This is a genomic window from Rhizobacter koreensis, assembly GCF_013366375.1.
Classification (GTDB): domain Bacteria; phylum Pseudomonadota; class Gammaproteobacteria; order Burkholderiales; family Burkholderiaceae_C; genus Schlegelella_A; species Schlegelella_A koreensis.
The window spans coordinates 120,685-143,823 of record NZ_JABWMJ010000013.1 but is presented as its reverse complement, the minus strand read 5'-3'; the positions used below and the strand labels follow the sequence as shown (position 1 = coordinate 143,823).

The following is a 23,139-nucleotide window of genomic DNA, read 5'->3' as shown; positions in this document are numbered from 1 at the left end:
GTACAGGGGCTCAACCGGGGCGCCTCCGGCGGCCTGGCAGGGGCCCGGGATTGAAGAACTTCAAACCGCAGCCAATCCACTTAACTCAGGCCGCTGCGTGTTCAAACCAGCGGAGCCGGCTCTGGTTTGCCAGATCGATGCTCACGCTCGCCTGCTTGTCCACGGCCCGCACCGCCTTGGTGATGGTGCTGACGCAGTGGCCGCAGGTCATGTCGTTGACTTGGAAAGCGATCATGGTGTTCTCCTCGAAAAACTTGATTAGCAACTGTGTTGCCTTCCACGGTTGGAATGTCAAGAGGTATTCAGGTAGACCTTCCTAGCTATGTTGGATTGCCGAACACGGTGCTTGACCTTAACAATGCGGGAACCTTCAGGATCCAAATTCCAAAGTGCTACCGGCTCGGACCCATGAACGCTGCCGTGCTCCCTCACCCGGACGACATCCAGCTACAGATCAGCGGCATGAGCTGTGCCTCCTGCGTGACGCGGGTGGAGACGTCGCTCGAGGGGGTGCCGGGGGTGATGGAGGGGGTCGTCAACGCCTTCAGCAGCGTGAGTGTGGTCACCAATGCACTGCTGCTGCGCGGCTGGCGCTCGCTGCAGCAGCTCGAGACGCAGCCGATTCGGTCGCCGGCGCACACCGACAGACCGGTCACCGTTTGAGGACAGGACCCATGGACTTCATGAACATCGGCGAAGCCGCAAGGGCCTCGGGCGTCTCGGCGAAGATGATCCGACACTACGAGAGCGTCGGGCTGTTCCCGGAGGCGCACCGGACCGACTCCGGTTACCGCCAGTACTCCGACAAGGAGGTGAGCACGCTGCGCTTCGTCCGGCAGTCGCGCGACCTGGGCTTCTCGCTCGAGCAGATTCGGGAGCTGCTCGGCTTGTGGCAGAACCGCCGGCGGCCAAGCCGGCAGGTCAAGGCGCTGGCGCAGGCGCACATTCAGGAGCTCGACCAGAAGCTGCAGGAGCTGCAGGCGATGAAGTCGACACTCGAGCACCTGGTGCACTGCTGTCAAGGCGACGATCGGCCGGACTGCCCCATCCTCGAGGAACTTGCCCAAGACCAGCCGCTCGCAACTTTATCGACGGCTGGGTCAGCGACAGGCCTCAAGCCAGGCAAACACTGATAACCGTCGGGGGAGGGATATGAGCCACGCCGCATACTCCGCAATCAAGGCGCTTTTGTCATGTAACCCATCCAGGGCCAGTAGGTAAGCGCAAAGATCACCAGCAGCGCCGCCGCGGCAACCGTGATCGCCACGCCGGTGCGGATGAAGTCACGGGCGTCGAAGGTGTCGGTGCCGTAAGCGACCATGTTCTGCGGTGCGTTGACCGGCAGGATGAAACCAAAGCTTACGACGAACTGCAGCAGCATCGTCATGCCCACCACATTGAGGCCAGGAGTCTGCACGGCCGCCAGAACACTGAGGATGATCGGGATCATGGTCGAAGCAAGCGCCGTGGCGGTGGCAAAGCCAAGGTGGATCAAGATGAGGAACAACGACATCAGCATGAGGATCGAGAAAGCGCCGGCGTGCTGCAGTCCGAGGTTCTGGACGATCAGGTTGGCCAGCCAGCCGGCTGCACCGGTGCGTAGCAACGCCGTTCCGACGCTGATGCCGACCGCGAACAAGACTACCGTGCCCCACGGGAAGCCACGTTGCGAATCTTTCCAGTCCATGACGCCAAACCGGGGCAGCAGCATCAAGGCCACAGCAGCGATGGTGGTCGACGAGGTGTCGAACTCGTGCAGCACCTTTTCGGTGGACCAGAAGCTTAGAAGCACCAGCACGATCGCGAGCAGCTTCCATTCCCTTGCTGACATGGGCCCGATCGCATCAAGCTGCTTACGGATCGTCGCCTGGCCGCCGGCGATCTCCTCGGTCTCGGGCTTCATCATCCGGGTCATGATGAAGTAGACGGCGACGCTCAGCAGTGCAGAGAACGGTGCGCCGGCGATGAACCACTCGGTCCAGGGAATGCCGATTCCGAATTGCTTCTCGATGAAGCCTGCGGCGACCATGTTCTGTGCCGCAGCCGTCTTGATGCCGACGTTCCAGACGCTGGCGGTCTGTGCTGCGGTGATCACCAACAATCCGGCAAAGCGGCTTCGTCTTTCCACCTTGAAGGCGAGGATGAAGCCGAGCATGATGGGCACCAGGCAGGCCACCCGCGCCCTCGTGCTCGGCACCACGAACGACAGCAGAAAACCCACGACCATCGCGCCGATGACGATGTGGTTGGTGCGAGCATCGACTTTCGATAGGACGACCAGCGCAATGCGCCTGTCGAGACCGGTGGCGGTCATGGCTGCAGCAATGAAGCAGGCTGCTGCCACAAGCGCCACTGCGCTGTTGGAAAACCCTGACAGAGCCAGCGCGAGCGCCGCGCCGGTGCCCATATCGCCAACCGGCTTGGCCGCATCGGGAACGGCGGCGAGCAGGAAGATCATCAGCGCCGCGATCGCCACCGAGCTCACGGCATAGTCAAGCGCCTCGGTCATCCAGACGATGACCGCGAAGGCCAGGATGCCCAACATCACCTGACCGGCTGGCGGCAAGCTTTGGGGCACCGGCATCCACACGATGACAACCAGGGCCGCAACGGCGACGAGTAGGCCGGCGCGCTTGTACACGGACCTGCTGGGAATGACCGCGGCAGGAGCGGCGTGGGGCAGCGGCATGGTTACGACTGGAACCGTCCCTGCTTTCACGAAGCCTCCTCCTGCGGCTGGCGCCCGAAGTTGTGACCGGCCTGCCGCGGCCCGTTGCTTTCAGGCGCGCCAATGCGCAGGCGCGCGCGCTCGCCGGCGCGAGCTAGATAGCTACGGCTTTCTGCTGCCATGTGGGCAGAAAGCGCGGCGTGCGGGCGGCATAGGTATCGAATCGGGCACCAAAGCGTCTCCGCATCTCCGCCTCTTCGGAAATTGCTAACCGTAGGTACATGATGAGCAGGATCGGAAACATCGCCACCGTTAGCAGCGTCGGCCATTGCAGCAGGAAGCCCAGCAGCACGAGGACGAAGGCTAGGTACTGCGGATGTCGGACGCGGGAGTAAGGCCCCGAGGTGGCCATAGCACCGCCACACTGCGCGTGATAGAGCACCCGCCAAGCGCTGGACAAAAGGTAGAAGCCAAAGCCAAGGAGCAGGTAGCTCGCAATATGCAGCGGCCCGAAATGCGGATCACCCTGCTCACCGAGCAGCGTAGACCAGAGATGGCCGGAACTATGAGACCACAGATCGAGGCTCGGGTACTTGGTTTGCAGCCAGCCTGACATCAGGTAGATGCTCAGAGGAAATCCATACATTTCCACAAAAAGGGCAACGACGAAAGCGGCGAAGGCGCCGAAGGTGCGCCAGTCCCGCGGGGTGTTCGGCTTGAAGAAACTGAACGCGAATATGAGGAAGACGGCCGAGTTGAGAACGACGAGGGTCCAGAGCCCATAGGCAGGGGCGGCTTGGCTCATGGCTGCTCCCCGACTTCGGTCCGTCGTGCCGAGGCCGACGGGCCGTCGGCACCTGCGTCATCCGGGTGGCGAACAGGACCACCGTGCCGTCCGTCATGCCCGCGGTGCATGAAGATGTGCATCAGCGGACATGCTAGGAACAGCAAGAAAGGCAGCGCACCGAAGAAATGGGCGCGGTGCTCGCTCAGCAGAAAGTACGCAGCGACGGCGCCCAGCACCACCAGCCCAACAGCATGGCGTGAGCCCCAGAAGCGTGTCGGGCCTGAAGGCACGGCGCCCCGGCCGGTGCTCATACGGCTACTCCCGCGAAACAGCGGAGCTGCAGACGCTGACCTTTCCTGGCATCGCGCCGTGCGGCAGCGGGCAGCCCCCCAGCTGCGTAGGTCCGTACAGGTGGGAAGGCGGGTACGCGTTTCAAATGACTTCCTTGCGATTGCCGAAACCCATCCTAGACGCCTGCCCGTGCTCGGCCTTGATCTTCGTCAAGGGAAGTGTCCCTTCTACCCCGCCGAGACATCAGCACCAAATGCGTTTGAGCATAGCGGCTAGTGAGCTGGTGACGCCTATAGCCGGACTTGGCTTCGACGGCTAAGTCGACCATACCCGAATCTAGAAGTTTGACGTGGATCAAACACGCGACGCCGCTGTCTCCCTAGCATGCGCTGCACTCGTCGCAGCAGCGTAAACGCTTCGCCGGAAGTCTGTGCCATGGAGTCGGTGTCATGTCACCCCTGCGACCAAGCAAGCACTTGCCATCGCCGAAGGTTTGCTATGCACTCTGCACGGTTGTTGGGGCCCCAGCAATGGACAATTAACCGGCTTCATGAACAAGCGATGTCAACGTATGGACGTCAGCCGCATGGTAGAAGCTCGTTCCATCGCTTGGTCGGGGTTTGTGATGACACTTCTGGTGCTGAGCGCGTGGGCCCGACGGTTGAACAGCCTCAACCGAGGCCGCGATCGTTGACCGCACGGGAATTCGGCGCGCCTCTCCGTGAGTAGCTTTCGAGATGTCATGGCGTGGGTCGGCCTCGCGTTTGATGCCGTCGGCGTCGTCGTCATTGCTGGCGGCGCGTTGTTCGCTGCCGCCCGGCTTTTGGGCAGCGCCTCCACGGCGGGCCAGCTGAACATGCGTCGTTTTCGGCAGGACTTCGGCGGCGCAATCGTCCTTGGCCTGGAGTTTCTGGTAGCAGGCGACATCATCAGGACCGTCGTCGTGGCGCCTACGCTTCAGAACGTCGCAGTGTTGGCTGTCATCGTCCTGATTCGCACCGTTCTGAGTATGGCGCTACAGGTTGAGATCGAGGGCCGTTGGCCTTGGCAGCGTCTTGGCTCTGGCTCCGACGATACGCAATGATCAACACGATGTCATCACTGCGTAACCCGCGGGCTGAGCCGTACCTCTTCGTTCTGCGGTCGCTCCTGACTCGTGGAGTGCGCAGCTTGATTGGTCTGGCGAGTGTGCTTTTCCTTGTCACGTTCGCTGCGGGATGCGCCGGCCTGCCGACTACTGTCCTGCGCACACCGTCAACGGCCATCAAGGCCACAAAAGAGACCAAGCTTGAGACGATCGTCGAGGCGTCGTCGCCCGACCGTGCGTTGAGCGGCTTTCGACTGTTGCCGTCCGGCGCCTTCGCACTCAGCACCAGGTTAGAGCTCGCGCGCCGTTCCGAACAGTCTCTCGACTTGCAGTATTACCTGATCAAGAGTGATGCAACCGGCAAGTCCATGTTGCGCGCGTTGCGGGACGCATCCCGCCGAGGGGTGCGCGTACGTTTGCTTTTGGATGATCTGAACACCTCCGGCCAGGACGCACTGCTTTTGGGGCTGGCGGCGGAGCCCAACGTCGAGGTGCGGCTCTTCAATCCGTTTCCAGCCGGCCGCCAGCGGATGCTCACGCGATTTGCTGCGTCGTTGTTTGACTTCCGCCGTCTCAACCGCCGAATGCATAACAAGCTGTTCATCGCGGATGGAGCCATGGCCGTAGCGGGGGGGCGCAACATCGCCGACGAATACTTCACTCGGCACCTGCTGGCCAACTTCATCGATCTCGATGTGTTCGCCAGTGGAGCGATCGTCCCGGAGCTCGCCCGGCTGTTCGACGAGTATTGGAACAGTCCGGCCGCCTATCCGTTGGAATCGATCGCGGTGACAGGCGAACCCCGGGCCGAACTCCAGGCGCGTTTCGAGGAAGTCACCATTTCTGTGCTCGAACCAATGTCCCGGGCCGCGCCCGCCACTGATGTACTTGGCTACGGGCCTATTTCCGAGGAACTTGATGACGGGAAGCTTGGGCTCGCGTGGAGTTCTGCAGAGGCATTTGCCGATGCGCCCGGCATGGCTTCTGACGACAAGTCCTTCAGAATGGACCTGCACGAGCCCTCCACGCGCGTGCGATTCAACGTCCTTGAGCACATTCGCGACTCGAGCGACGAGGCAGTTCTGGTTTCGCCGTACTTCATCCCCGGCGCCGAAGGCATGGAGATGATTCGGGCAGCGCGGGAACGGGGCGTCAACATCAGTGTGCTGACGAACTCTTTGGCTTCCACGGACCAACCCCTTGTTCACACCGCTTACCTTCGTTATCGCGATGAGCTGCTCAAGCTCGGGGTCGACTTGTACGAGCTGAGCCCCATCCGAGCTGGACGCGAAACAAGGCGGTTCATGTTCGGCGCTTCGGTAGGTGGCCTGCACACCAAGGCTGCCGTGTTCGACGACGACAAGCTGTTCATCGGTTCGATGAACTTCGATCCTCGCTCCGAACGCTACAACACCGAATTGGGATTGTTCATTCACAGCCCGGAAATTGCCCGCGAGGCGGGGCGGCTGGCGAGATTTGGCATGCTGCAGGGCGCGCATCGGTTGCGCCTGACTGCTGCCGGCCGCCTGGAGAGGCTGATGCTTGGGGCAGCGGACGAAGTGCATGTCGAAGAGCCGGAGGCGGGCTTCTGGGTTCGTATGCTGCTCCGGCTGTTCGCACCGCTGGTCCCTGAAGAGTTGCTTTAGACAGCTTCGTGATCCGATCGGAGCAAGTGCAGGCCAGCCCCGCCAGGGGCGCACCGAGGACAGCGCGGGGACGTAAAGACCCCCACCGCACCAAGTGAGGGCGTGTTAGCGCGGGGCGATTGACCTGGTGTTGCCGGTGTCCTACGCCGCACGTGCTTGCCCGCGAAGCCGCAGGGCCTGTTTTGTTGACAAGGATCAATGTCGGTACGCAGCCGCACAAATATATTGACTCTTCGCCGCCGCGTCGGGCACGTGGATTCCTCCGCTGCTCCGCGGGCTAAGGAAGTAACCATGAAAACAAGCGCCTCTCTCTCATTTGGCGCCGTGCTGGCAATGACCGCAGGGGCCGCAGTGGCGTATGGGTCGGTGGGGTCCTCAGCGACATTTAGCGGGACCGCGGCGGCGCGGGGGGAATTACAGCGATGCTCTGCAGCGACACGATCACGCTGCAGAAGGCGCTCGAGACGTGCCACGAGCTAAAGCGAAGCCATGCCACCCTGACGCTTCGACGTCAGCTGCTTCGACAAAGGAAGTCAAGGAGCCAAGAATCTACGTCAGAACCAACCGAGTACCCAATAGCCGTGCAGAGCCGAATGCGCTGGGCGATGGCGCCCGGGTCGCGGTGGCACTGGAAAGCTTAGCTCCGGCGTAGCTGAAACGATCAAAGCATCGCGCGGCCTGGGTTCATTATCCAACGAGTTAGGAGCAAGACATGTCAAGCCTTCGCCTGAAGACCGTTCTCGCGCCGACTGCCACGGCAATCGCCCTGGCTTTCGGTAGTCCCTCCCTATGGGCTCAGTCCTCCCAAGTGGAAGCGTCCGAGACCCCTCTTCGATACCTCGCCATGATGGACATGGACGAGATGAAGATGAAAAAGATGGACGAGATGGAGAAAAAGCCCGGTATGGCTGCGATGCCCGACACGAAGATGAAGAGCGGGATGCCGATGTCGCCCGGAGCACCCATGGGCGATCCGGCCGGTGGCGCTCAGGATCCCATGGCGACGCCCTCGAGCATGGACATGATGGGTCGCATGCGGGCGCCGATGCAAGCTCGCCAAGGCTCCAAGAGCACGACTCCTAACGCCGCCCTGCCGGGTTTCCCGGGAGCTTCGCATCTGTATCACGTCGGTGCGACCGGATTCTTTCTCGATCACCCGCAGCACATCTCACTGACGACAGCTCAGCAGACCGCTCTCAACGGGATCAAGGAGAAGTCCGCATTGGATCAAGCGACTGCTGCCCGGCGCGTGGAGGACTTGGAACAGGAACTCTGGACGCTGACATCGGCAGCTGCGCCAGACGCGACCAAGATTGACGCAGCGGTCCGCGCCATTGAAACTCTGCGCGGCAATCAGCGGCTGGCGTTCATCCGGGCGGTCGGAGAGGCAGCAAAAGTCCTCACTCCTGATCAGCAGGCGGCGTTGCTCGGTACCAAGCCGATGACACGGGTGGCGCCCGCCGCGGCCCCCCGCCAAGCCGCGCCCGCGGCGGCCCCGATGGCACCGATGAAGATGGAGTGACGTTGCGAGGCTCATCTGCATAGCGGGGTGCTAGCAGAGGGCTGAGGACAAGTGAATGCCAATCGTCCTTTTGCGGGCTAGCGTGGGGCGCCTCATGAAGCGAACTCCTGGGACCTTAAAGGTCATCGCGGGAGCCGCTTCACTGGCGATGCTGTGGCCAGCTTGGAGCGGGGCCAACGAGGCTCATCACCCCGGAGGCGCGGCGTCAGCCCCCCTGCCGGCATCGCCGACAACGGTCATCACTCCCGACAGCCCCGCAGAAAGCGGCATTCCTGCGTTGCCTGAGGCTGCCGCGAGCGGCTCCGGCATGCCAGGTTCGTCCGCTGGAGTGCAGGGGATGCCGAAGATGATGGAAGGGATGATGGGCGGAGGGCGGAAGGAGCTCTACCCGTCCCTGATGGGTCTTCCTGCGCTGACGCCAGAGCAACGCGCTGACGTGCAGCGAATGGCCGCCGAGCGGATCTATGAGGGCTCGGTGCTCCTGCAGGAGGCGCAAGAGCGTTTGGCGCGAGCCGTCGAAACTGGCGACCACGAGGCCGCCAGCCAGGCACTCCAGGAGTCCCGCGACGGCGTCGGCCAGGTGGACAGCGGTGTGGCCGCCCACCGGCTTCTTCAGGAAGGGGCACCGCCGCGGAATATCGCTTCCGAGTGGTTCAAGCGTGAGATGAACCTTGCGGATGCCAACCGGCGCAAGGACCCACGCACCGTGCTCGGGGTCCTCCCCCTGCACCTTTTCGTTATGGCATTGCTTGTCGCCTTTGCAGTGGCGATGGTCGCGATGTACTTCTTCAAGATGCGACGCACGGCGAGCCTGTTTGGACGTATCGAACCGAAAGAGGGGCCGCCACCTACCCCTGCATCGCGCGCTGGAGGAGCACCGGCCGATGTGGACCGGCCATCAACTGGAGGAGCGCCGCCGGTGGCCTCCGGCCCAACCACCTTTGCGAACGAACCCGCTGCCGTACTGCCGCCAGGCACCACCTCCCGGGACGCGGCATCCCCGGCGCCGGGTGCCGCGACAACGCCAGTCGCACCCGCCACCGCCAAATGGCAAGGGCAACTGCGCGTCGGCGCCATCATGAGCGAGACGCCAAGCGTCAAGACGCTGCGCCTGTTGCCTGTTAGCGGCAATGGGCCCCTGCCGTTCACATTCTTACCGGGTCAGTTCCTCAACCTGACGTTCTGGATCGGCGGCGCGAAGATGAACCGCAGCTATTCCATCTCTTCGTCACCGACACAGCGTGGGTTCGTCGATGTAACTGTCAAACGTGAGCCGCGCGGTGCGGTATCGCGTCACGTGGACGATCTTCTCAAAGTCGGCGACAGAATCGATGCGGGCGGCCCGGTAGGGCGTTTTACGTTCACCGGAGCGGAGGCGGACAGCATCGTCCTCATCGCCGGCGGCGTCGGCATCACCCCGATGATGAGCATCACTCGCTATTTAACCGAGCAGTCGTGGGCCGGTGAGATCTATTTCGTCTATGCCTGCCGTGCTCCCGTTGACTTCGTTTTCGCCAAGGATGTGGCCGAGCTCCAACAGGTCAACCCGAGGCTGCACGTAGCAGTCACGATGGAGCGCCCGGAGGGTACCGATTGGCAAGGGCATCGAGGACGTATCACAAAGGAATTCCTCGCGGAGACGATCCCTGGCATTGGCTCGCGTCGAATCCATCTTTGTGGGCCGCCTGTGATGATGGACGCTGTAAGGGCGATCCTTAACGAACTGAAGGTTCCCCCGGAGCAGGTCAAGACCGAGGACTTCGGTACCGCCGCGCCCACGCCGGGCGGCCCGGGCGCGACGGGCAGGTCGGCGGCCCCTGCGACGGGCCCTGTAGTCACCTTTTCCAACACCGGAAAAGCGTCCAAGAGTCGCGATGGGCAGACCGTTCTCGAGCTGTCAGAAGAGCTCGACATCGGGATCGAATTCGCCTGCCGGGTTGGAACTTGCGGCATCTGCAAGGTGAAGATGACATCCGGAGAGGTCGACATGGCGGTCGACGATGCGCTGGATGCTGAGGACAAAGCAAGCGGCATCATTCTCGCGTGCCAGGCAAAGCCCAGGACCCCGATTACGGTGGAGGCCTAGCGGTGAAAGGCAAAGAGCGCGAAGGCATCGTCTTGACCGGAGTGCTCTCGGTCCTTCTCCTGGCTTGGCTAGGCTTCTTCTTTCACCGCTCGCCTCGCTTCCCGGGCAGTGGACTCGGTGCCGCGTTTGGGATCGCGGCCGCACTGCTCATGCTGGTCCCCCTCGTGTACTCCGCCGCGAAGCGCATTCCGTGGGTCAGGGGTTGGATGACACCGTATCTGGGGATGAAGACCTTGCTCGACCTGCATGTCTATGCAGGGCTTCTTGGCGCCTTGCTTGCGATCATTCACACCGGTCACCGGTTCGACAGCTGGCTGGGTATTGCGCTGACAGCACTGATGCTGCTCGTCATCGTGAGTGGCTTCGCGGTCCGCTATCTGCTCGCCTATGTGGCCCTTGAGATAAAGGAAAAGAAGGTGCTGCTTCAGACGGCCAGAGGCGATCTCGACCACGCGTGGGGGGTGCGGGAGGCGTCGTCGACAGCCACGAGTGCGATGCCGCAGGCCCCGGCGCTGGCGGCCGGGTTGACATCGCTCGGGCTCGCCGCTCGACAAGATGGTGCCGCAGGTGAAGTCATGCGCATCGCCGAATCGGTAGCGGACCTCGAGTACTCGGTTCGTCTGCATGAGTTCTTCAAGGTCTGGTTCGGGCGCTCCTTGAAGTGGCACATCGCGCTCTCCATCGGCTTTTACGTAGTTCTCGCTATGCACATTGGTGCGGGGGTGCAGTACGGTCTAAGGTGGCTTTCGTAGCATGAGCTCGCTGAAGCTCTGTCTCGCATTGCTGGGCGCAATCGTGATCGTGATCGCCGTCGGCATCGGCGTAGACTGGAATCGGAGCGAATCCTGGTCGCGCGGTGTCTGGCAACAAGCAGTGACGCCAGGATCGCTCTCGCAATCGCATGCGTTCCTTGCAGATCAATGTGTCGCTTGTCACACCGCCGTCAAAGGCGTCGAGTCTCCCCTCTGCGTCACGTGCCACGCCGATAACGCCGCACTGCTGCAACGCCAGCCCACGGCCTTTCACGCGGACGTCCAGGTCTGCAGCGGTTGCCATGTCGAGCACCAGGGGACAAAGCGCATGCCGACGACGATGGACCATTCCCTGCTGGCGGAGGCTGGTCATGAGTTGCTGCGGACAGCAAGGCCCGGACTGCAGTCGAGTTCCGCTGACGTGGATGCAGCGACCCAGCTGCTGAACCGGCTGTCTCGCTCCGGGGTGCAAGCAGCAGCACCGGGCGCGGCTTCTGCGGAAGTGAGGCAGGCGAGCGCGCCGCAGCTTTCAGCCAACCATCCGCGACCGAGTACGGGCGAGTCGATGCTCAACTGCGTGGGCTGCCATGCGACCAAAGATCGTCATCAGGGGCTGCTCGGCACCGATTGCGTGCAGTGCCACGCCACGACTCAGTGGACACTGGCCCGGTTTGTCCATCCGTCGCCGCGTTCGACCGAGTGCTCGCAGTGTCATAAAGAACCTCCGAGCCACAACATGATGCACTTCTCGATGATGTCGGCTCGAATCGCCGGGCAGCCGGAAGCCAAGGTGAACCAGTGCTTCCTTTGTCACCAAACAACGAACTGGAACGACATCAAAGGCGTCGACAGGGTCAAACACCATTGATCGTAACCAAGCCATTTTTGTAGAGGTCTGAGCGTCGTGCTGCCGCGAGAGAAGAGAAAGCAGCCGCTATGGTGTGCGAAAAGCATCGGGCAAAACCGAACAAGGACCAAAGATGAGTGAGCTTGCACCAACCAAATCTCCTGGCGCGGGTTCGAAGCCAGGGACGCCCCGCCGTCGCCTTCTTGGGGCGGCACTTGCGGTCTCTGCGGGCGGGCTTCAGGCGTTCGCGTCGGCTGACGCGAACGCGCAGCCGAACCCGGCTGCGCGTTCGGGCGCCGGAAACCCACCCACTGCTCGCCGAAGCCGAATCGAATCACCGATGCAAGACTCCATCAAGGCTTGTCTCGACTGCCACAGCATGTGTCTGCGCATGGCAACGACCTTCTGCCTCGAGCAGGGCGGGCGGCACGTCGAGCCCAAGCACCTTCGCCTGATGCTCAACTGTGCTGAGCTCTGCCAGACCTCGGCCAACTTTATGCTGAGCGACTCGCCCTTGCACGGTCGGGTGTGTCTGATCTGCGCCGAGGCATGCGAGGCCTGCGCCAAGAGTTGCGAGCAGGTGGGCGACATGCGTGAGTGCGTCGAAGAGTGCCAGAGCTGCGCCAAGAGCTGCAGGGCCATGACATGAACCCGCGCCGCCGCTTTCTTCGTGTTGGTACGGCCGCGGGGGCGGGTACGGCGCTCTATGCACTGTCCCCACTGCAGGCGTGGACCGCCACACCCAGCACCATGCACATGATGCCGGGCGTCCCGGGGACCGTCACCGATCTTGTGATCGCTGAGGGCCGGCTTGACATCGACGGGCAGAGCACCGCGCCCACGGTCGTCAACGGTGTGCTGCCTGGGCCGGTGGTGCGCTTTCGCGAAGGGGAGACTGCGACCATCCGAGTGACGAATAGACTGAGGGAGACCACGTCGATCCACTGGCACGGCCTTCTCGTACCGCCTGAGATGGACGGCGTCCCTGGCGTGAGCTTCGACGGCATTGCGCCTGGCGAGACCTTCACCTACCAGTTCAAGCTGCGCCAGAACGGGACCTACTGGTATCACAGCCATTCTGGCAACCAGGAGCAAGCAGGCCTGTATGGCCCCCTCATCATTGACCCCGTCGGGCCCGAGCCGTTTTCCTATGACAGCGAGTGCGTGGTCATGCTGTCCGACTGGACCTTTGAGGATCCGGGGCGCGTGCTGGCCAAGATGAAGAAGTTCGGCGCGTACTACAACTTCAACCGGCGCACCCTGGCCGATCTCTTCCGCGACGCCTCGCGTGATGGCTGGCGCGCAACGATCGCCGACCGCGCCTTGTGGGCCAAGATGCGGATGGATCCGACCGATATTGCCGACCTGACCGGGTTCACCTACACGTACCTGCTCAACGGGCAGTCGGCAAAGCAGAACTGGACCACCCTCTTCAAGCCAGGCGAGCGCATCCGCATGCGTTTCATCAATGCAGGGGCGATGACCCACTTCGATGTGCGTATTCCGGGCTTGCAGATGACGCTCGTTCAGGCGGACGGCCAAAACGTCGAGGCTGTGACGATCGAGGAATTCCGCATTGCCCCGGCGGAGAGTTACGACATGATCGTGCAGCCCCGCGCCGAGGAGGCATACACGATCTTCGCCGAGTCGATGGACCGCAGCGGATATGCTGCCGGCACGCTGGCGCAGCGGGCTGGGCTGCGCGCCCCGATCCCCGAACGCCGAAAACGTCCACTTCGAACCATGGCCGACATGGGCATGTCCGGAGGGGCGATGGCTGGTATGGCCATGCCTCGCGGTGGCGCCGGCCTCAAGGCGGACCCAGAGCCCGGCATGGCGATGCCTGCTCCCGCTGCGCCTGCGGAGCGCCCTATGCCCGGAATGGCGATGCCTGCTGCCGCCGGTCCTGCTAAGCCCTCGATCGACGCGATGCCTGGCATGGCGATGCCGGCCCCTGTTGCGCCTGCGAAGCCGGCGATGGATGCAATGCCCGGCATGGCAGGCCCCGCCACCCCAGCGCCTGCGGAGCCGGCGATGGACGCGATGCCCGGCATGGCAGGCCCCGCCACCCCAGCGCCTGCGGAGCCGGCGATGGACGCGATGCCCGGCATGGTCAAGCCGGCAACTGACGCGTTCGCAAAGCCTGCAGCGATGCAGCCGGTGCCGCATGGCCCCGATCGCCATGGGGCCGGCAATTCGACCGTCGCCGAAATGCCCACGAGCCGGATGAGCGAGCCCGGGACAGGTCTGGGCGACTCGGGGCGTCGCGTGCTTGTCTACACCGACTTGCGCCGCTTGGACGGGGCTGGGCGCGAAGGCACGCCCGGGCGCGAGATCGAGCTGCACCTGACAGGCAACATGGAGCGGCAGATCTGGGGCTTTGATGGCAAGAAGTACTCCGAGGCCGAGGAGCCGATCCCGTTCGGCTTCGGCGAACGCATCCGGGTTACGTTCGTGAACGACACCATGATGGATCACCCCATGCATCTGCACGGCATGTGGATGGTGCTGGAAAACGGGGCGGGCGCAAAGCGGCCCCTGAAACACACCATCAACGTGAAGGCTGGCGAACGCATCTCTTTCGACGCCGAGCCCGACGAGGTTGGTAAGTGGGCTTTCCATTGCCATCTGCTTTTCCACATGGAGCTAGGCATGTTGCGCGTCGTTGCAGTCGGGCAGCCGGAAGCCAAGGGGGCAGCATGAGATGCGCATTCACGCTTGTATCGCTTGCGTGCACGTTCGTGATTCCGCTGGCACAGGCTCAAAAGATTGCACCGGTGGAGGACAGCCCCATTCGCAGCTATTTCCTTATCGACCAGCTCGAGCACACCACGACGCGTTACACCGGCGGCACCAAGGCGGACGACGCCCTGCGCTTCAATACGGCTGGCTGGGTAGGTGGCGACTACAACCGACTTTGGGCCTACGCGGAAGGTACGAAGCCATACAACAGCAAGCTGGAAGGCGTCGACCTCCAGTTGCTGTACGGTCGGCTGGTGGCGCCGTTCTGGGACGTGCAAGCCGGCGTGCGCTACGCAAAGCCGAGGCCGGAGGCGCCGGGTCGCAGCTACGCGGTCTTCGGGGTCCAGGGCATGGCCCCATACCGGTTCGAAGTACAGGCCGCAGCGTTCGTGAGCGAACGGGGCAATGTCTCGGCGCGGGCAGAGCTCGAGTACGAGCTGTTGTTGACTCAGCGCTGGGTCCTGCAACCACGCTTGGCCACCAATATCGCACTTCAGAAGGTGAGGGAGCAAGGAATCGGGCGCGGCCTCAACGATGTCGAAATGGGGCTTCGCTTGCGGTACGAGATCAGACGGGAATTCGGACCCTATGTCGGCGCCTCGTGGCAGCGCAGCTATGGCGGCACGGCTCAGTTCGCCCGGAATCGGGGCGAGGACATTGGTGGATGGAGTTTGGTTGCCGGCGTCCGCGCATGGTTCTAGTCAGCCGGCGGTGCTGAGGCAGAAAGGCCAAAGACAACGCTTAACAGGAGAAAATGATGACAAAGAGCTTTAGATCGTTTGGTTCGGGCGCTCTTCTCGCGCTAGCCGGAGGGGTAATCGTAGCGGGATGCGCTACGCAGCTGCCCCAGGCTCCTGCAGGCATTGAGCAGAAGATCGAGACCGCGAGCAGCCGGTCAGACCACGAAGACGTTGCATTGCAGTACGAGCGTCAGGCGATCGTTGATGCGGCTGCGGCGAAGCGGCACAAAGGCTATGCAGCGACATATCGAAGAAACACGGCCCCAAGAAGCAGCGCCCAGGCGCATGAGACTCTGGCACGGCACTGTGACCGTCTTTCGCAGACCTACGAACAAGCTGCAGAAGAGAATATAGCCCTGGCAAAACTGCACTGGCAACTGGCCGCAGAAGCCAAGTAGGCACCGCTGCCCTTGTGGGGCGAACGGGTCGACCACCCCGAGCAGTAAGCCTCCACCATGCGCCTTTGAAACCGGGCCGCGCTCTTGCAGTGTTCGCGGTCTTGAGCCGGCGTCATGGCTTGATTCCTTTCTCTCGCCGGGCTGGCCTGCGCTCTTGGCCGCACGTCCCTATCGCAACCTGGATAAGACGTTGAGCGTTGCGCGCACTCTATGGTCACCACGCCGACCTTACGCTTCAATGATGACCTTGAGTGCCTTGGTGCCAGCGGCCCCATCGAACGTGTCATAAGCTTGCAGCATGTCGCTCATGCGGAACCGGTGCGTAATGAGCTGCCCCGCGTCGATGCGCTTGGACTGTACAGTCTTAAGCAGCATCGGGATTGAGGCTGTATCGACAAGCCGCGTTGTGATCGTCACGTTGTGAGACCACAGTCGCTCCAGGTGCAGGTCGACCTTGACGCCGTGAACGCCAACATTGGCAATCGTGCCGCCGGCTGCCACGATTCCCTCACAAAGCGAGAAGCTTGCCGGTACGCCGACTGCCTCGATCGCAGTGTCGACGCCTCGTTTGCCAGTCAGCGCCATGACCTGTCGAGCCGCGTCTCCACTGGTGTTGTTTACGGTCGCGGTCGCGCCGAATCGCTTCGCTACAGTCAGACGGTTGGCGTCGACGTCGATCATGATGATCTCCGACGGTGCATAGAACTGGGCCGTAAGCAGTGCCGCGAGGCCGATAGGTCCGGAACCAACAATGGCGACGGTCGAGCCAGGCTGGACCTTGCCGTTAAGCACGCCGCACTCGAAGCCGGTTGGGAGGATGTCGCTCAGCATGACGAGAGCCTCCTCGTCGGCCCCGGCCGGAACGGGATACAGGCTGGTGTCGGCATGGGGGATGAGAACGAATTCGGCCTGGGTGCCGTCGATCGTATTGCCCAGGATCCAGCCACCCGTGGTGCAGTGCGAATACATTCCCTTGCGGCAGGGCTCGCAGCGTCCGCAGGCGCTGATGCACGAGATCAACACGGGGTCTCCGGGCTTGAAGGTCATGACCCCAGGACCCACTGAATCGATCCTGCCGACCCCTTCGTGGCCGAGCACCGTGCCTGGCTTGCAGGTAGGAACGTCGCCCTTTAGGATGTGCAGATCGGTACCGCAAATGGTCGTTTTGGTGATCTTGACGATGGCGTCAGTCGGCGCTTGGATTGTTGGCTTCGGACGGTCCTCGACCGCTTTCTTGCCAGGGCCGTGGTAGACGAGAGCTTGCATAGCTATCCCTGTTCTTTGAAGTAAGAGTGACTCAGGTGGTCGTGTTCAGCAACACCGCCTGCAGTACCAAGCGTCGTCGATCGGCGGGAGACGCCGTACCGCTAAGAGAATCCGCCAGCCGGGCCGTTGGGTGATCTTGCGACGCTATGCCGTCGTAAACGGGCACGCCGGCCTCGGCGCGAACTTGTCGTATCAGGGCCGGCGTCATGCCTTGACACTCAACGCCGTCGTACAGGCGGCCGAGCATGCGCGCAGTGCGCTGCACCTCTTGGGGAGTGCTCAGCTCCGAAAGGCGCGTTCGAATACAAGCCACGTGCGCTCCGAGTTCCACAGCCGCAAGCCGAAAGAACGCAACATCGGCATCCTCCATCGACTCGCAGAGGAGCCCGAAATTCTTGCCCCGCAACAGCGCATCGAGTTTGCCGGCTCCCGCGGCGGCCTGCAAAGCATTGGCTTCGGCAAGCAGCGCGGTCAGCTCGCGCGGCGTGATGGGGTCGAAAGGGAGGGCGCCGCTAGGTTTCAGGGGAAGTTGCATCGGATGGGTGCGTGCACCGAACCGACACACGACTGTGAACGATGATTACCGAGGAGCCCGGAATTGCCCTTGATGCACGTCAACGAAAGGCTGCTCGGCCCTGATACGCCCCGGACACACTCGATTGATGCAGTGTTACCCAACGAGGTGCACTGTTGTCACTGCGTTCGCGCACGCCGCCTAGCCTACGGGCATCGACATGTATGCCACAGGAAACTTGGATGCTTGCTACTGTTAACCCGATGCATAGCGAGACGACCCTCCCCCGCCTCGCTCGCGCGCTAGCTGCTGTCTGCGGGCCGGTGCGAGAGACCGACATAAGCGCCAGCCAGCAGGCCGGCTATCGAATTTCCGGCGCACTGAAACTGCTGAGCGACGCGCTGGCGCCGGCGCGGCGCATGCTCCATGCTGGTGACGTGATTTACCAGGCTGGCGAGCAATTCGGGAACCTCTACATCCTGAATTCCGGCTTGGTAAAGATTGTGAATCTGTCGGTTGATGGCCGCCAGCAGGTCGTCGGCCTCAATTTCCGCGGCGACTGGCTCGGCTTTGACGGCATCGCTCACGGCCGGTACTCATGTGACGCGGTAGCCATCGACACCGGTGAGGTCTGGGTGATCCGATACGACGCGCTGCTCGTCGCCTGCGCTGTGCAGCCCGCGCTTCTCGCGCTGTTGCATGAAGCGATGAGCCGCGAGATCGGTCGTGATCGCGACGCGCTGATGTCGGTCTGCACCTTGCCTGCTGATGCGCGAGTAGCTGACTTCCTGCGCTCCTGGGCGCAGTCGCAGGCCGACGGCGGCATGCGTACCGACGAGATCACGCTTCGCATGACGCGCGCCGAGATAGGCAACTACCTCGGCATGACACTGGAGACGGTGAGCCGTTCCCTGTCGAAGCTCGCGCGGGACAAAGTCATCGCCTTCGCAGAGAAGGGCAGGCGCAATGTGCGCATCCCCGATGTGGAGGCGCTGTCAGCGTTCGTTCAGCGCTGTCTGACGCCGGTGCCGATGCTCCAGTAGCCTGGCCGGCTCAATCGATGACGCGCGCTATGGCTTGAGCGAGTTCCTCCCGGCTGTAGGGCTTGCGCAGCAGTTCCCAGTTGCGCGGCGAGTCACAGTCGGCGTCGAGCAGTTCGGACGAGAAACCTGACATCAACAACACCGCCATGCTCGGAAAGCGTTTCTGCGCCTGCGTCGCCAACTCGGTGCCGCGCATGCCGGCACCGAGCGCGATGTCTGTGAGAAGGAGATCGAAGCGCCCTGCGGCGCGAAGCGCGAGCAACGCCTGCTCGCCGCTGGTCGCGACTGTCACCTTGCAATGCAACGTCTCCAAAAAAGTGTGGACCACCGCGCGCACCTCGAGGTCGTCTTCCACCAGCAACACCTCAAGGCCTTTCGGCACGTCTTTACCAGGGGGTACAGCTTCTGTAACGGTCGTCTCAGACCGATTTGGCCGCGGAACGTAGAGGGTGAACGTGGTGCCTTTGCCCGGCGCGCTGTCGATCGCGACTGCACCCTTCGATTGCTTGGCGAAGCCGTATACCGTGCTTAGACCGAGGCCCGTGCCACGACCAGCCTCCTTGGTCGTGAAGAACGGCTCGAAGGCTCGTTCCTTCACCTCTTCCGGCATACCGCTGCCGGTATCGATGATTGAAATGACGACATACCCATCTTCTTGCCGGCTAGGAGCCTCGAGCCCGTCACGAATCGTGCCCGGCAACTCGCCGCATGGGCTGGCCTGAAATCTTAGGGTGCCCCCTTCGGGCATCGCATCGCGGGCGTTGATGGCAATGTTGAGCAGCGCCGACTCGAGCTGGGCCGGATCGGCCTGTACGGGCGGGCACGATGGGGCCACGTCGACTTCGATGCGAATGCGCTGGTCAAGCGTCCGTCGGAGCACGTCGGCCAGCGAATTGAGCAGTACGCCGACATCGATCGAGCTCGGTTGCAACAGCTGTCGCCGCGAAAACGTCAGCAGCTTGCTCGTCAGATCGGCGCCGCGCCGGGTGGCCCGGGCCGCCGCATCAACGAGATGCCGGCCCCAGGGATCCTCGGCTAGAGATGGAAGCTCTTCGAGCACCTGCAGATTCCCGCTGATGACAGTCAGCAGATTGTTGAAGTCATGGGCGATGCCGCCGGTCAGCTGGCCCACGCTCTCCAAGCGTTGAGCATGGTTCAGCGCCTCGTCGGCCTGGGCCCGTTGCAAACTCGTCGCTAGCAGGTTCGACAGAGACTCGAGAAAGCTGACCTCGTCGTCGCCGAAGACCCTGGTCTTTCGCGTGCGCACAGTCAGCGCCCCGATCGTGCGGCCTAGGTCGGTCAGAGGAACGGCCAGACCGCTTGTTAGACCGGCGTCGAGGTAAGCGGACGGGACAAGGAAGCGATGTTCGCTTGGATAGTCCGTCACGATCACGGGCTTTGACTGTTCCAGCACATAGCCGGGCGGGGTATCCGGCCGGTTCGGCACACGCAGTCCGGCGGGTTCGATGCCGACCCAGCCGACGCTGCCTGCGACCCGGAACTCGAGCCGATTCGGCTCGAGCACGAACACGATGGCGATCTCGACGTCGAGTGCCTCCGCGGCAATCTCTGGAACCCGCTGCAAGAGCGTTTGCGCATCCAGAGTATCGACGGCGAGCCGACCGAGTTGCGCGAGGTGGTCGGCGTAGCGGGCGCGGCGCAGCGCCTGCTGGACGCGCGGGTATGCACGAATGTCGCGAATGGCCGCGACAACGAGCGGCAAGCCGTGGTTCTGCAGCGGGCTGAGTGCGATCTCGACCATCACTTCCGACCCGTCACAGCGCCTGGCGACGAGTTCCTGCGTCCCCATCGGCCGTGGTCGGGGGCTTTGACCATAGGCGCCTCGGTAAGCTGCGTGGCGAGGGCGGATGCCGTCCGGCACCAGTGCATCGACATGCAAGCTCACGAGCTCCTCGATCGTGTAGCCGAGCAGGTTTGCCGCTGAGGGATTGGCCAGCACGATCGCTCCGGAAGCATCAGCGACGATCAGGGCATCGGGATAGGCCGCGAAGAGCGTGCGAAAGACGGTCGGTTCGTCGATGCCTGAGGGCAGCTGCCCGAAAAGGTTTTGAGCCATGACGCGCCGGATCAGTCAAAGGTGACGGGCGGCACGAGGATATAGCCCGCGCCCCGCACCGATTTGATAATTTGAGGGTTCCCCGAATCGCTTTCCAGTTTCTTGCGTAGCCGGCCCACCTGCACATCGATCGTGCGGTCGAACGGCCCGGCCTCGCGGCCTCGGGTTTGCTCAAGGAGAAAGTCGCGCGTCAGCACCCGGCCTGGGTGCTGCGCAAAAGCGCACAGGAGGTCAAACTCACCGCCGGTCAGCGATACTTCGCGGCCTTCTGGGTTTGTCAGGCGACGGGCGGGGATGTCGAGCTCCCAATTGGCCAGGCGGAACTTGCTGCGCGCCGTTCCAGTTGCTGTGATGCTGGGCTCAAGCACAGCCGCAAGCGCAGGGTCAGGATTTGTCCTCCGAAGTACGGCCTTGATGCGGGCCAGCAGCTCACGGAGGTCAAAGGGCTTGGTGACATAGTCGTCGGCGCCAACCTCGAGGCCGACGATCTTGTCGACCGAATCGCCACGCCCTGTGACGATCACGAGCCCGCATTTCCAGTGCTCGCGGAGCTGGCGTGCGATCGACAAGCCGTCTTCCCCGGGTAACCCGAGATCGAGCAGTACCAGCCCTGGCGGATCGATCGCCATCAACTCCATCAACGACCGTCCGTTGTGCAGCTGGGTTACCCGATACCCGTGCCGTTCTAAATAGTTGGCGAGCAGGACGCAGATTTCGACCTCGTCGTCGAGAACTGCGATGTGCATGGCCCGGCTCATGCGACCAGCGAGCTCAAGGCCATATAGGCGGCTCGCGAAGGTGGGTGTCGCAGCCCTGCGTCATACCGCTGGCCTCCGAACGCAGCTTGCGCATAGGCGAGCCCGCCGCCGATTTGCTCAGTTGCTTGTAGGCAGGATTTCGCCGGGCGGTCAAGCAACACGCGGGAGCGATCGACCACGGAGCGGTACGCGCTCCTAGCGTTTTCAGCGGTGACCGTAGACGCGGCTGCGTGGGGAGACACGGTTGGCTGAGCCGCGACGGCGGCGGCGGCGGTCGTGGCGAGCAGCACTGCCGATGTGGCAATGCACAGATCTGATGACATGAGATTCCTCGGCTGTGCCCGACGCCCGGCTGAGCCGGCAGTGCGAAGTCGGGGGGGGTGGCGACGGCGACGACGGCAATGTGCCGGGATACCGGCGCACTACCGCGTCACGAACGCGTCAGGCGAGGAACTGTCGAGGAGGTCGCTCGAGACCTTCGGTCGCGAACGGAGCGAACGTGCGCGCGACTTGGGGAGGGAAGAAGTCGTTAAGCTTGACCGGCTCGAACGAGACGGTTGATGTCGGAACGACAGCGCTTGTGCAGCATAAAGCGCAGGCGCTGCATCTCTGCGAGGCGCCATTTTGGACGCCAACTTTACCGGTAGGGGCGCGATCAACTCCAGCATGGGCATGCTGGCTCGCACCAGCCACCTGGGGATGGCGATGCTCGGCCGTGACACCATGCGTATGACCAGCCTTCTTCGGCGTCGACGGGGATTCGCTATGACCGCCGCATGCCAGCATGGCTGCAGCCGAAAGGCCCTGCATTGGCAGAGCCATGGCAAGGAGCCACAACAGGGAAAACCGAACAACACGCCACATGTGCGCAGAGTGTAAGTGATCTGCTCACGGGCGGGAGCCGGGATCAATCCCAGATGGCAGGGGGAACCTGCGGGCCTCCGGACCAGGTCCTGCTGGAAATCGGCAAAGTGTTGAAGTGGCTGCTCGAATATGAGCTGACAGAGGACGGCAGCCGATGCGCATGCTTGCGGTGTCATGGGGAGGATGCAGCTTGGATGTTGCCCGTAAGGCTAGTTTTAGGCAGAACGCATGAATTGCGTTTTGCAAGGTACGGCAACAAAGCCGGCTTCAATCGTCTTTGTTGAGATAAATCAAATAGACGAGGCGGTACTGCACATACATTGACTCGTCCACCCGCCCCAAGCGCGCTGCTTGCTTCGATGCTCGTGAGCGGGATCAGCCACATTCCTTACGTTCCAAATCGGAGATCACCATGAAGCAAATCACTTTCCTTTCCCTCGCCGCCATGCTGGCGATATCTGCAAGCACCGCGTCCGCTGCCCAAGGGTCGTCGGCAGACTGCAGCAACGCGGCGCGCACGCGGCACGATCACACAGCCGATGGTGGGAGGGGCGCGCCACGTGCGCAGATGCGGCCGTGCCCGACGGCTCGCTCGGCGAAGGCTACGCGCGTTAAGGGCACGACTGCGTCCGGGTCCCTTGCCCCTGCGGGCCAAGGCCCTCAGGCGAACGATGCTCTCAACGACACTAGCTCGACGAGGACTCGGGCAGAGCGAAAGAGCGAAACCCGCATGGAACGTGATATGGGCGGCCTCACGCCAGCGGGTGTCGGCGGTGTCAAGCCCGACCACATGCAGCCCCAGACCCAGGCCGCGAAAAGCCGCGCCGGCGTGAAGGCGGATACCAGCAACGCGGCCAAATCGGGCACGTTGCAGCCGGCCGGGGAAACTCCGCAGCCATCCAGCCAGGCTCCCAAGAAATAATACTGAGCTCTCTTATCAGTGTTCCGGCTGAGGAGGAGATTGGGGTCATTCGCCCCGATCCATCCTCAAGCCGCGAGGGTGATGGCATTAGGACGCTGGATGCTCTGCCGCATCGTCGTGTCGAAAGAG

At 62.7% G+C, this 23,139-nt stretch carries 22 protein-coding genes; 14 read left to right on the top strand and 8 right to left on the bottom strand.

What is annotated here, in order from left to right; all coding sequences use genetic code 11:
• Nucleotides 1–85 precede the first annotated feature (85 nt).
• Nucleotides 86–235: a heavy-metal-associated domain-containing protein gene (locus HQN59_RS22480; protein WP_176071364.1), complete on the bottom strand. Its 150-nt coding sequence runs from the start codon at nt 233–235 to the stop codon at nt 86–88.
• A 173-nt stretch (nt 236–408) separates the two neighbouring features.
• Between HQN59_RS22480 and HQN59_RS22475 the strand changes: the two genes are divergently transcribed.
• Both HQN59_RS22475 and cueR read left to right on the top strand, forming a co-directional pair.
• Nucleotides 409–663, top strand: a complete 255-nt coding sequence (locus HQN59_RS22475; protein ID WP_246295096.1) for a cation transporter — start codon at nt 409–411, stop codon at nt 661–663.
• Nucleotides 664–683: 20 nt separating this feature from the next.
• Complete coding sequence (gene cueR, locus HQN59_RS22470) at nt 684–1,133, top strand: Cu(I)-responsive transcriptional regulator (protein ID WP_176071388.1); 450 nt, start codon at nt 684–686, stop codon at nt 1,131–1,133.
• A 44-nt stretch (nt 1,134–1,177) separates the two neighbouring features.
• On the opposite strand, the gene HQN59_RS22465 is transcribed toward cueR, so the two are convergent.
• The 3 genes from HQN59_RS22465 to HQN59_RS22455 all read right to left on the bottom strand — a co-directional run bounded on the left by HQN59_RS22465 (nt 1,178) and on the right by HQN59_RS22455 (nt 3,766).
• Nucleotides 1,178–2,689, bottom strand: coding sequence for a DASS family sodium-coupled anion symporter (locus HQN59_RS22465; RefSeq protein WP_176071361.1), 1,512 nt, complete (start codon nt 2,687–2,689; stop codon nt 1,178–1,180).
• A 133-nt stretch (nt 2,690–2,822) separates the two neighbouring features.
• Nucleotides 2,823–3,473 carry a methyltransferase family protein gene (locus tag HQN59_RS22460; protein WP_176071360.1) on the bottom strand — a complete coding sequence of 217 codons (651 nt, stop codon included), beginning with the start codon at nt 3,471–3,473 and terminating at the stop codon, nt 2,823–2,825.
• Entirely contained in the window at nt 3,470–3,766 is a 297-nt protein-coding gene (locus HQN59_RS22455) for a DUF2933 domain-containing protein (RefSeq protein WP_176071359.1), read from the bottom strand. Before HQN59_RS22455 ends, HQN59_RS22460 begins: the two co-directional genes overlap by 4 nt.
• A 722-nt stretch (nt 3,767–4,488) precedes the next feature.
• On the opposite strand from HQN59_RS22455, the gene HQN59_RS22450 reads away from it, so the two are divergent.
• The 10 genes from HQN59_RS22450 (at nt 4,489) to HQN59_RS22405 (ending at nt 15,566) form a co-directional block, all read left to right on the top strand.
• The gene (locus HQN59_RS22450; protein ID WP_176071358.1) at nt 4,489–4,830 is read left to right on the top strand and encodes a DUF1622 domain-containing protein; all 342 of its coding nucleotides are present in this window, start codon (nt 4,489–4,491) and stop codon (nt 4,828–4,830) included.
• Nucleotides 4,827–6,479: a phospholipase D family protein gene (locus HQN59_RS22445; RefSeq protein ID WP_246295095.1), complete on the top strand. Its 1,653-nt coding sequence runs from the start codon at nt 4,827–4,829 to the stop codon at nt 6,477–6,479. The genes HQN59_RS22450 and HQN59_RS22445 overlap by 4 nt, the downstream gene beginning before the upstream one ends.
• A gap of 844 nt (nt 6,480–7,323) precedes the next feature.
• A complete protein-coding gene (locus tag HQN59_RS22440; protein WP_217704267.1) occupies nt 7,324–8,001 on the top strand; it encodes a Spy/CpxP family protein refolding chaperone in 678 nt (225 codons plus the stop codon).
• A 337-nt stretch (nt 8,002–8,338) separates the two neighbouring features.
• Nucleotides 8,339–10,087 carry a 2Fe-2S iron-sulfur cluster-binding protein gene (locus HQN59_RS22435; RefSeq protein WP_176071357.1) on the top strand — a complete coding sequence of 583 codons (1,749 nt, stop codon included), beginning with the start codon at nt 8,339–8,341 and terminating at the stop codon, nt 10,085–10,087.
• A gap of 2 nt (nt 10,088–10,089) precedes the next feature.
• Nucleotides 10,090–10,839 (top strand): hypothetical protein, encoded by a 750-nt coding sequence (locus HQN59_RS22430; protein ID WP_176071356.1) that lies wholly within the window; start codon nt 10,090–10,092, stop codon nt 10,837–10,839.
• Between the two features lies 1 nt (nt 10,840).
• Entirely contained in the window at nt 10,841–11,707 is an 867-nt protein-coding gene (locus HQN59_RS22425; protein WP_176071354.1) for a cytochrome c3 family protein, read from the top strand.
• Between the two features lie 319 nt (nt 11,708–12,026).
• The gene (locus HQN59_RS22420; RefSeq protein WP_176071353.1) at nt 12,027–12,335 is read left to right on the top strand and encodes a four-helix bundle copper-binding protein; all 309 of its coding nucleotides are present in this window, start codon (nt 12,027–12,029) and stop codon (nt 12,333–12,335) included.
• A complete protein-coding gene (locus HQN59_RS22415; RefSeq protein ID WP_176071352.1) occupies nt 12,332–14,389 on the top strand; it encodes a copper resistance system multicopper oxidase in 2,058 nt (685 codons plus the stop codon). Before HQN59_RS22420 ends, HQN59_RS22415 begins: the two co-directional genes overlap by 4 nt.
• Nucleotides 14,390–14,427: 38 nt before the next feature.
• Nucleotides 14,428–15,129, top strand: a complete 702-nt coding sequence (locus HQN59_RS22410; protein WP_217704266.1) for a copper resistance protein B — start codon at nt 14,428–14,430, stop codon at nt 15,127–15,129.
• Nucleotides 15,130–15,185: 56 nt separating this feature from the next.
• A complete protein-coding gene (locus tag HQN59_RS22405) occupies nt 15,186–15,566 on the top strand; it encodes a hypothetical protein (protein WP_176071350.1) in 381 nt (126 codons plus the stop codon).
• A gap of 228 nt (nt 15,567–15,794) precedes the next feature.
• On the opposite strand, the gene HQN59_RS22400 is transcribed toward HQN59_RS22405, so the two are convergent.
• Nucleotides 15,795–16,832, bottom strand: coding sequence for a zinc-dependent alcohol dehydrogenase family protein (locus tag HQN59_RS22400; RefSeq protein WP_176071349.1), 1,038 nt, complete (start codon nt 16,830–16,832; stop codon nt 15,795–15,797).
• A gap of 31 nt (nt 16,833–16,863) precedes the next feature.
• Nucleotides 16,864–17,367 (bottom strand): Rossmann-fold NAD(P)-binding domain-containing protein, encoded by a 504-nt coding sequence (locus HQN59_RS22395; RefSeq protein ID WP_176071348.1) that lies wholly within the window; start codon nt 17,365–17,367, stop codon nt 16,864–16,866.
• A gap of 221 nt (nt 17,368–17,588) precedes the next feature.
• Between HQN59_RS22395 and HQN59_RS22390 the strand changes: the two genes are divergently transcribed.
• The gene (locus HQN59_RS22390; RefSeq protein WP_246295094.1) at nt 17,589–18,389 is read left to right on the top strand and encodes a Crp/Fnr family transcriptional regulator; all 801 of its coding nucleotides are present in this window, start codon (nt 17,589–17,591) and stop codon (nt 18,387–18,389) included.
• A gap of 10 nt (nt 18,390–18,399) precedes the next feature.
• Here HQN59_RS22390 and HQN59_RS22385 read toward each other — a convergent pair whose 3' ends face one another.
• Together HQN59_RS22385 and HQN59_RS22380 are read right to left on the bottom strand one after the other, a co-directional pair.
• Nucleotides 18,400–20,466: a PAS domain S-box protein gene (locus HQN59_RS22385; RefSeq protein WP_176071347.1), complete on the bottom strand. Its 2,067-nt coding sequence runs from the start codon at nt 20,464–20,466 to the stop codon at nt 18,400–18,402.
• An 11-nt stretch (nt 20,467–20,477) separates the two neighbouring features.
• Nucleotides 20,478–21,212, bottom strand: a complete 735-nt coding sequence (locus HQN59_RS22380; RefSeq protein ID WP_246295093.1) for a response regulator — start codon at nt 21,210–21,212, stop codon at nt 20,478–20,480.
• Between the two features lie 1,606 nt (nt 21,213–22,818).
• Between HQN59_RS22380 and HQN59_RS22375 the strand changes: the two genes are divergently transcribed.
• Complete coding sequence (locus HQN59_RS22375) at nt 22,819–23,010, top strand: hypothetical protein (RefSeq protein WP_176071345.1); 192 nt, start codon at nt 22,819–22,821, stop codon at nt 23,008–23,010.
• Nucleotides 23,011–23,139: the final 129 nt, after the last annotated feature.

Bases quoted from the DNA above. Each gene is read 5' to 3' on its own strand.
- HQN59_RS22385 (WP_176071347.1), bottom strand. From the start codon at position 20,466: ATGGCTCAAAACCTTTTCGGGCAGCTGCCCTCAGGCATCGACGAACCG.
- HQN59_RS22400 (WP_176071349.1), bottom strand. From the start codon at position 16,832: ATGCAAGCTCTCGTCTACCACGGCCCTGGCAAGAAAGCGGTCGAGGAC.
- cueR (WP_176071388.1), top strand. From the start codon at position 684: ATGAACATCGGCGAAGCCGCAAGGGCCTCGGGCGTCTCGGCGAAGATG.
- HQN59_RS22455 (WP_176071359.1), bottom strand. From the start codon at position 3,766: ATGAGCACCGGCCGGGGCGCCGTGCCTTCAGGCCCGACACGCTTCTGG.
- HQN59_RS22445 (WP_246295095.1), top strand. From the start codon at position 4,827: ATGATCAACACGATGTCATCACTGCGTAACCCGCGGGCTGAGCCGTAC.
- HQN59_RS22420 (WP_176071353.1), top strand. From the start codon at position 12,027: ATGCAAGACTCCATCAAGGCTTGTCTCGACTGCCACAGCATGTGTCTG.
- HQN59_RS22475 (WP_246295096.1), top strand. From the start codon at position 409: ATGAACGCTGCCGTGCTCCCTCACCCGGACGACATCCAGCTACAGATC.
- HQN59_RS22465 (WP_176071361.1), bottom strand. From the start codon at position 2,689: ATGCCGCTGCCCCACGCCGCTCCTGCCGCGGTCATTCCCAGCAGGTCC.
- HQN59_RS22380 (WP_246295093.1), bottom strand. From the start codon at position 21,212: ATGCACATCGCAGTTCTCGACGACGAGGTCGAAATCTGCGTCCTGCTC.
- HQN59_RS22460 (WP_176071360.1), bottom strand. From the start codon at position 3,473: ATGAGCCAAGCCGCCCCTGCCTATGGGCTCTGGACCCTCGTCGTTCTC.
- HQN59_RS22425 (WP_176071354.1), top strand. From the start codon at position 10,841: ATGAGCTCGCTGAAGCTCTGTCTCGCATTGCTGGGCGCAATCGTGATC.
- HQN59_RS22375 (WP_176071345.1), top strand. From the start codon at position 22,819: ATGGAACGTGATATGGGCGGCCTCACGCCAGCGGGTGTCGGCGGTGTC.
- HQN59_RS22390 (WP_246295094.1), top strand. From the start codon at position 17,589: ATGCTTGCTACTGTTAACCCGATGCATAGCGAGACGACCCTCCCCCGC.
- HQN59_RS22405 (WP_176071350.1), top strand. From the start codon at position 15,186: ATGACAAAGAGCTTTAGATCGTTTGGTTCGGGCGCTCTTCTCGCGCTA.
- HQN59_RS22450 (WP_176071358.1), top strand. From the start codon at position 4,489: ATGGCGTGGGTCGGCCTCGCGTTTGATGCCGTCGGCGTCGTCGTCATT.
- HQN59_RS22440 (WP_217704267.1), top strand. From the start codon at position 7,324: ATGATGGACATGGACGAGATGAAGATGAAAAAGATGGACGAGATGGAG.
- HQN59_RS22395 (WP_176071348.1), bottom strand. From the start codon at position 17,367: ATGCAACTTCCCCTGAAACCTAGCGGCGCCCTCCCTTTCGACCCCATC.
- HQN59_RS22415 (WP_176071352.1), top strand. From the start codon at position 12,332: ATGAACCCGCGCCGCCGCTTTCTTCGTGTTGGTACGGCCGCGGGGGCG.
- HQN59_RS22435 (WP_176071357.1), top strand. From the start codon at position 8,339: ATGCCGAAGATGATGGAAGGGATGATGGGCGGAGGGCGGAAGGAGCTC.
- HQN59_RS22480 (WP_176071364.1), bottom strand. From the start codon at position 235: ATGATCGCTTTCCAAGTCAACGACATGACCTGCGGCCACTGCGTCAGC.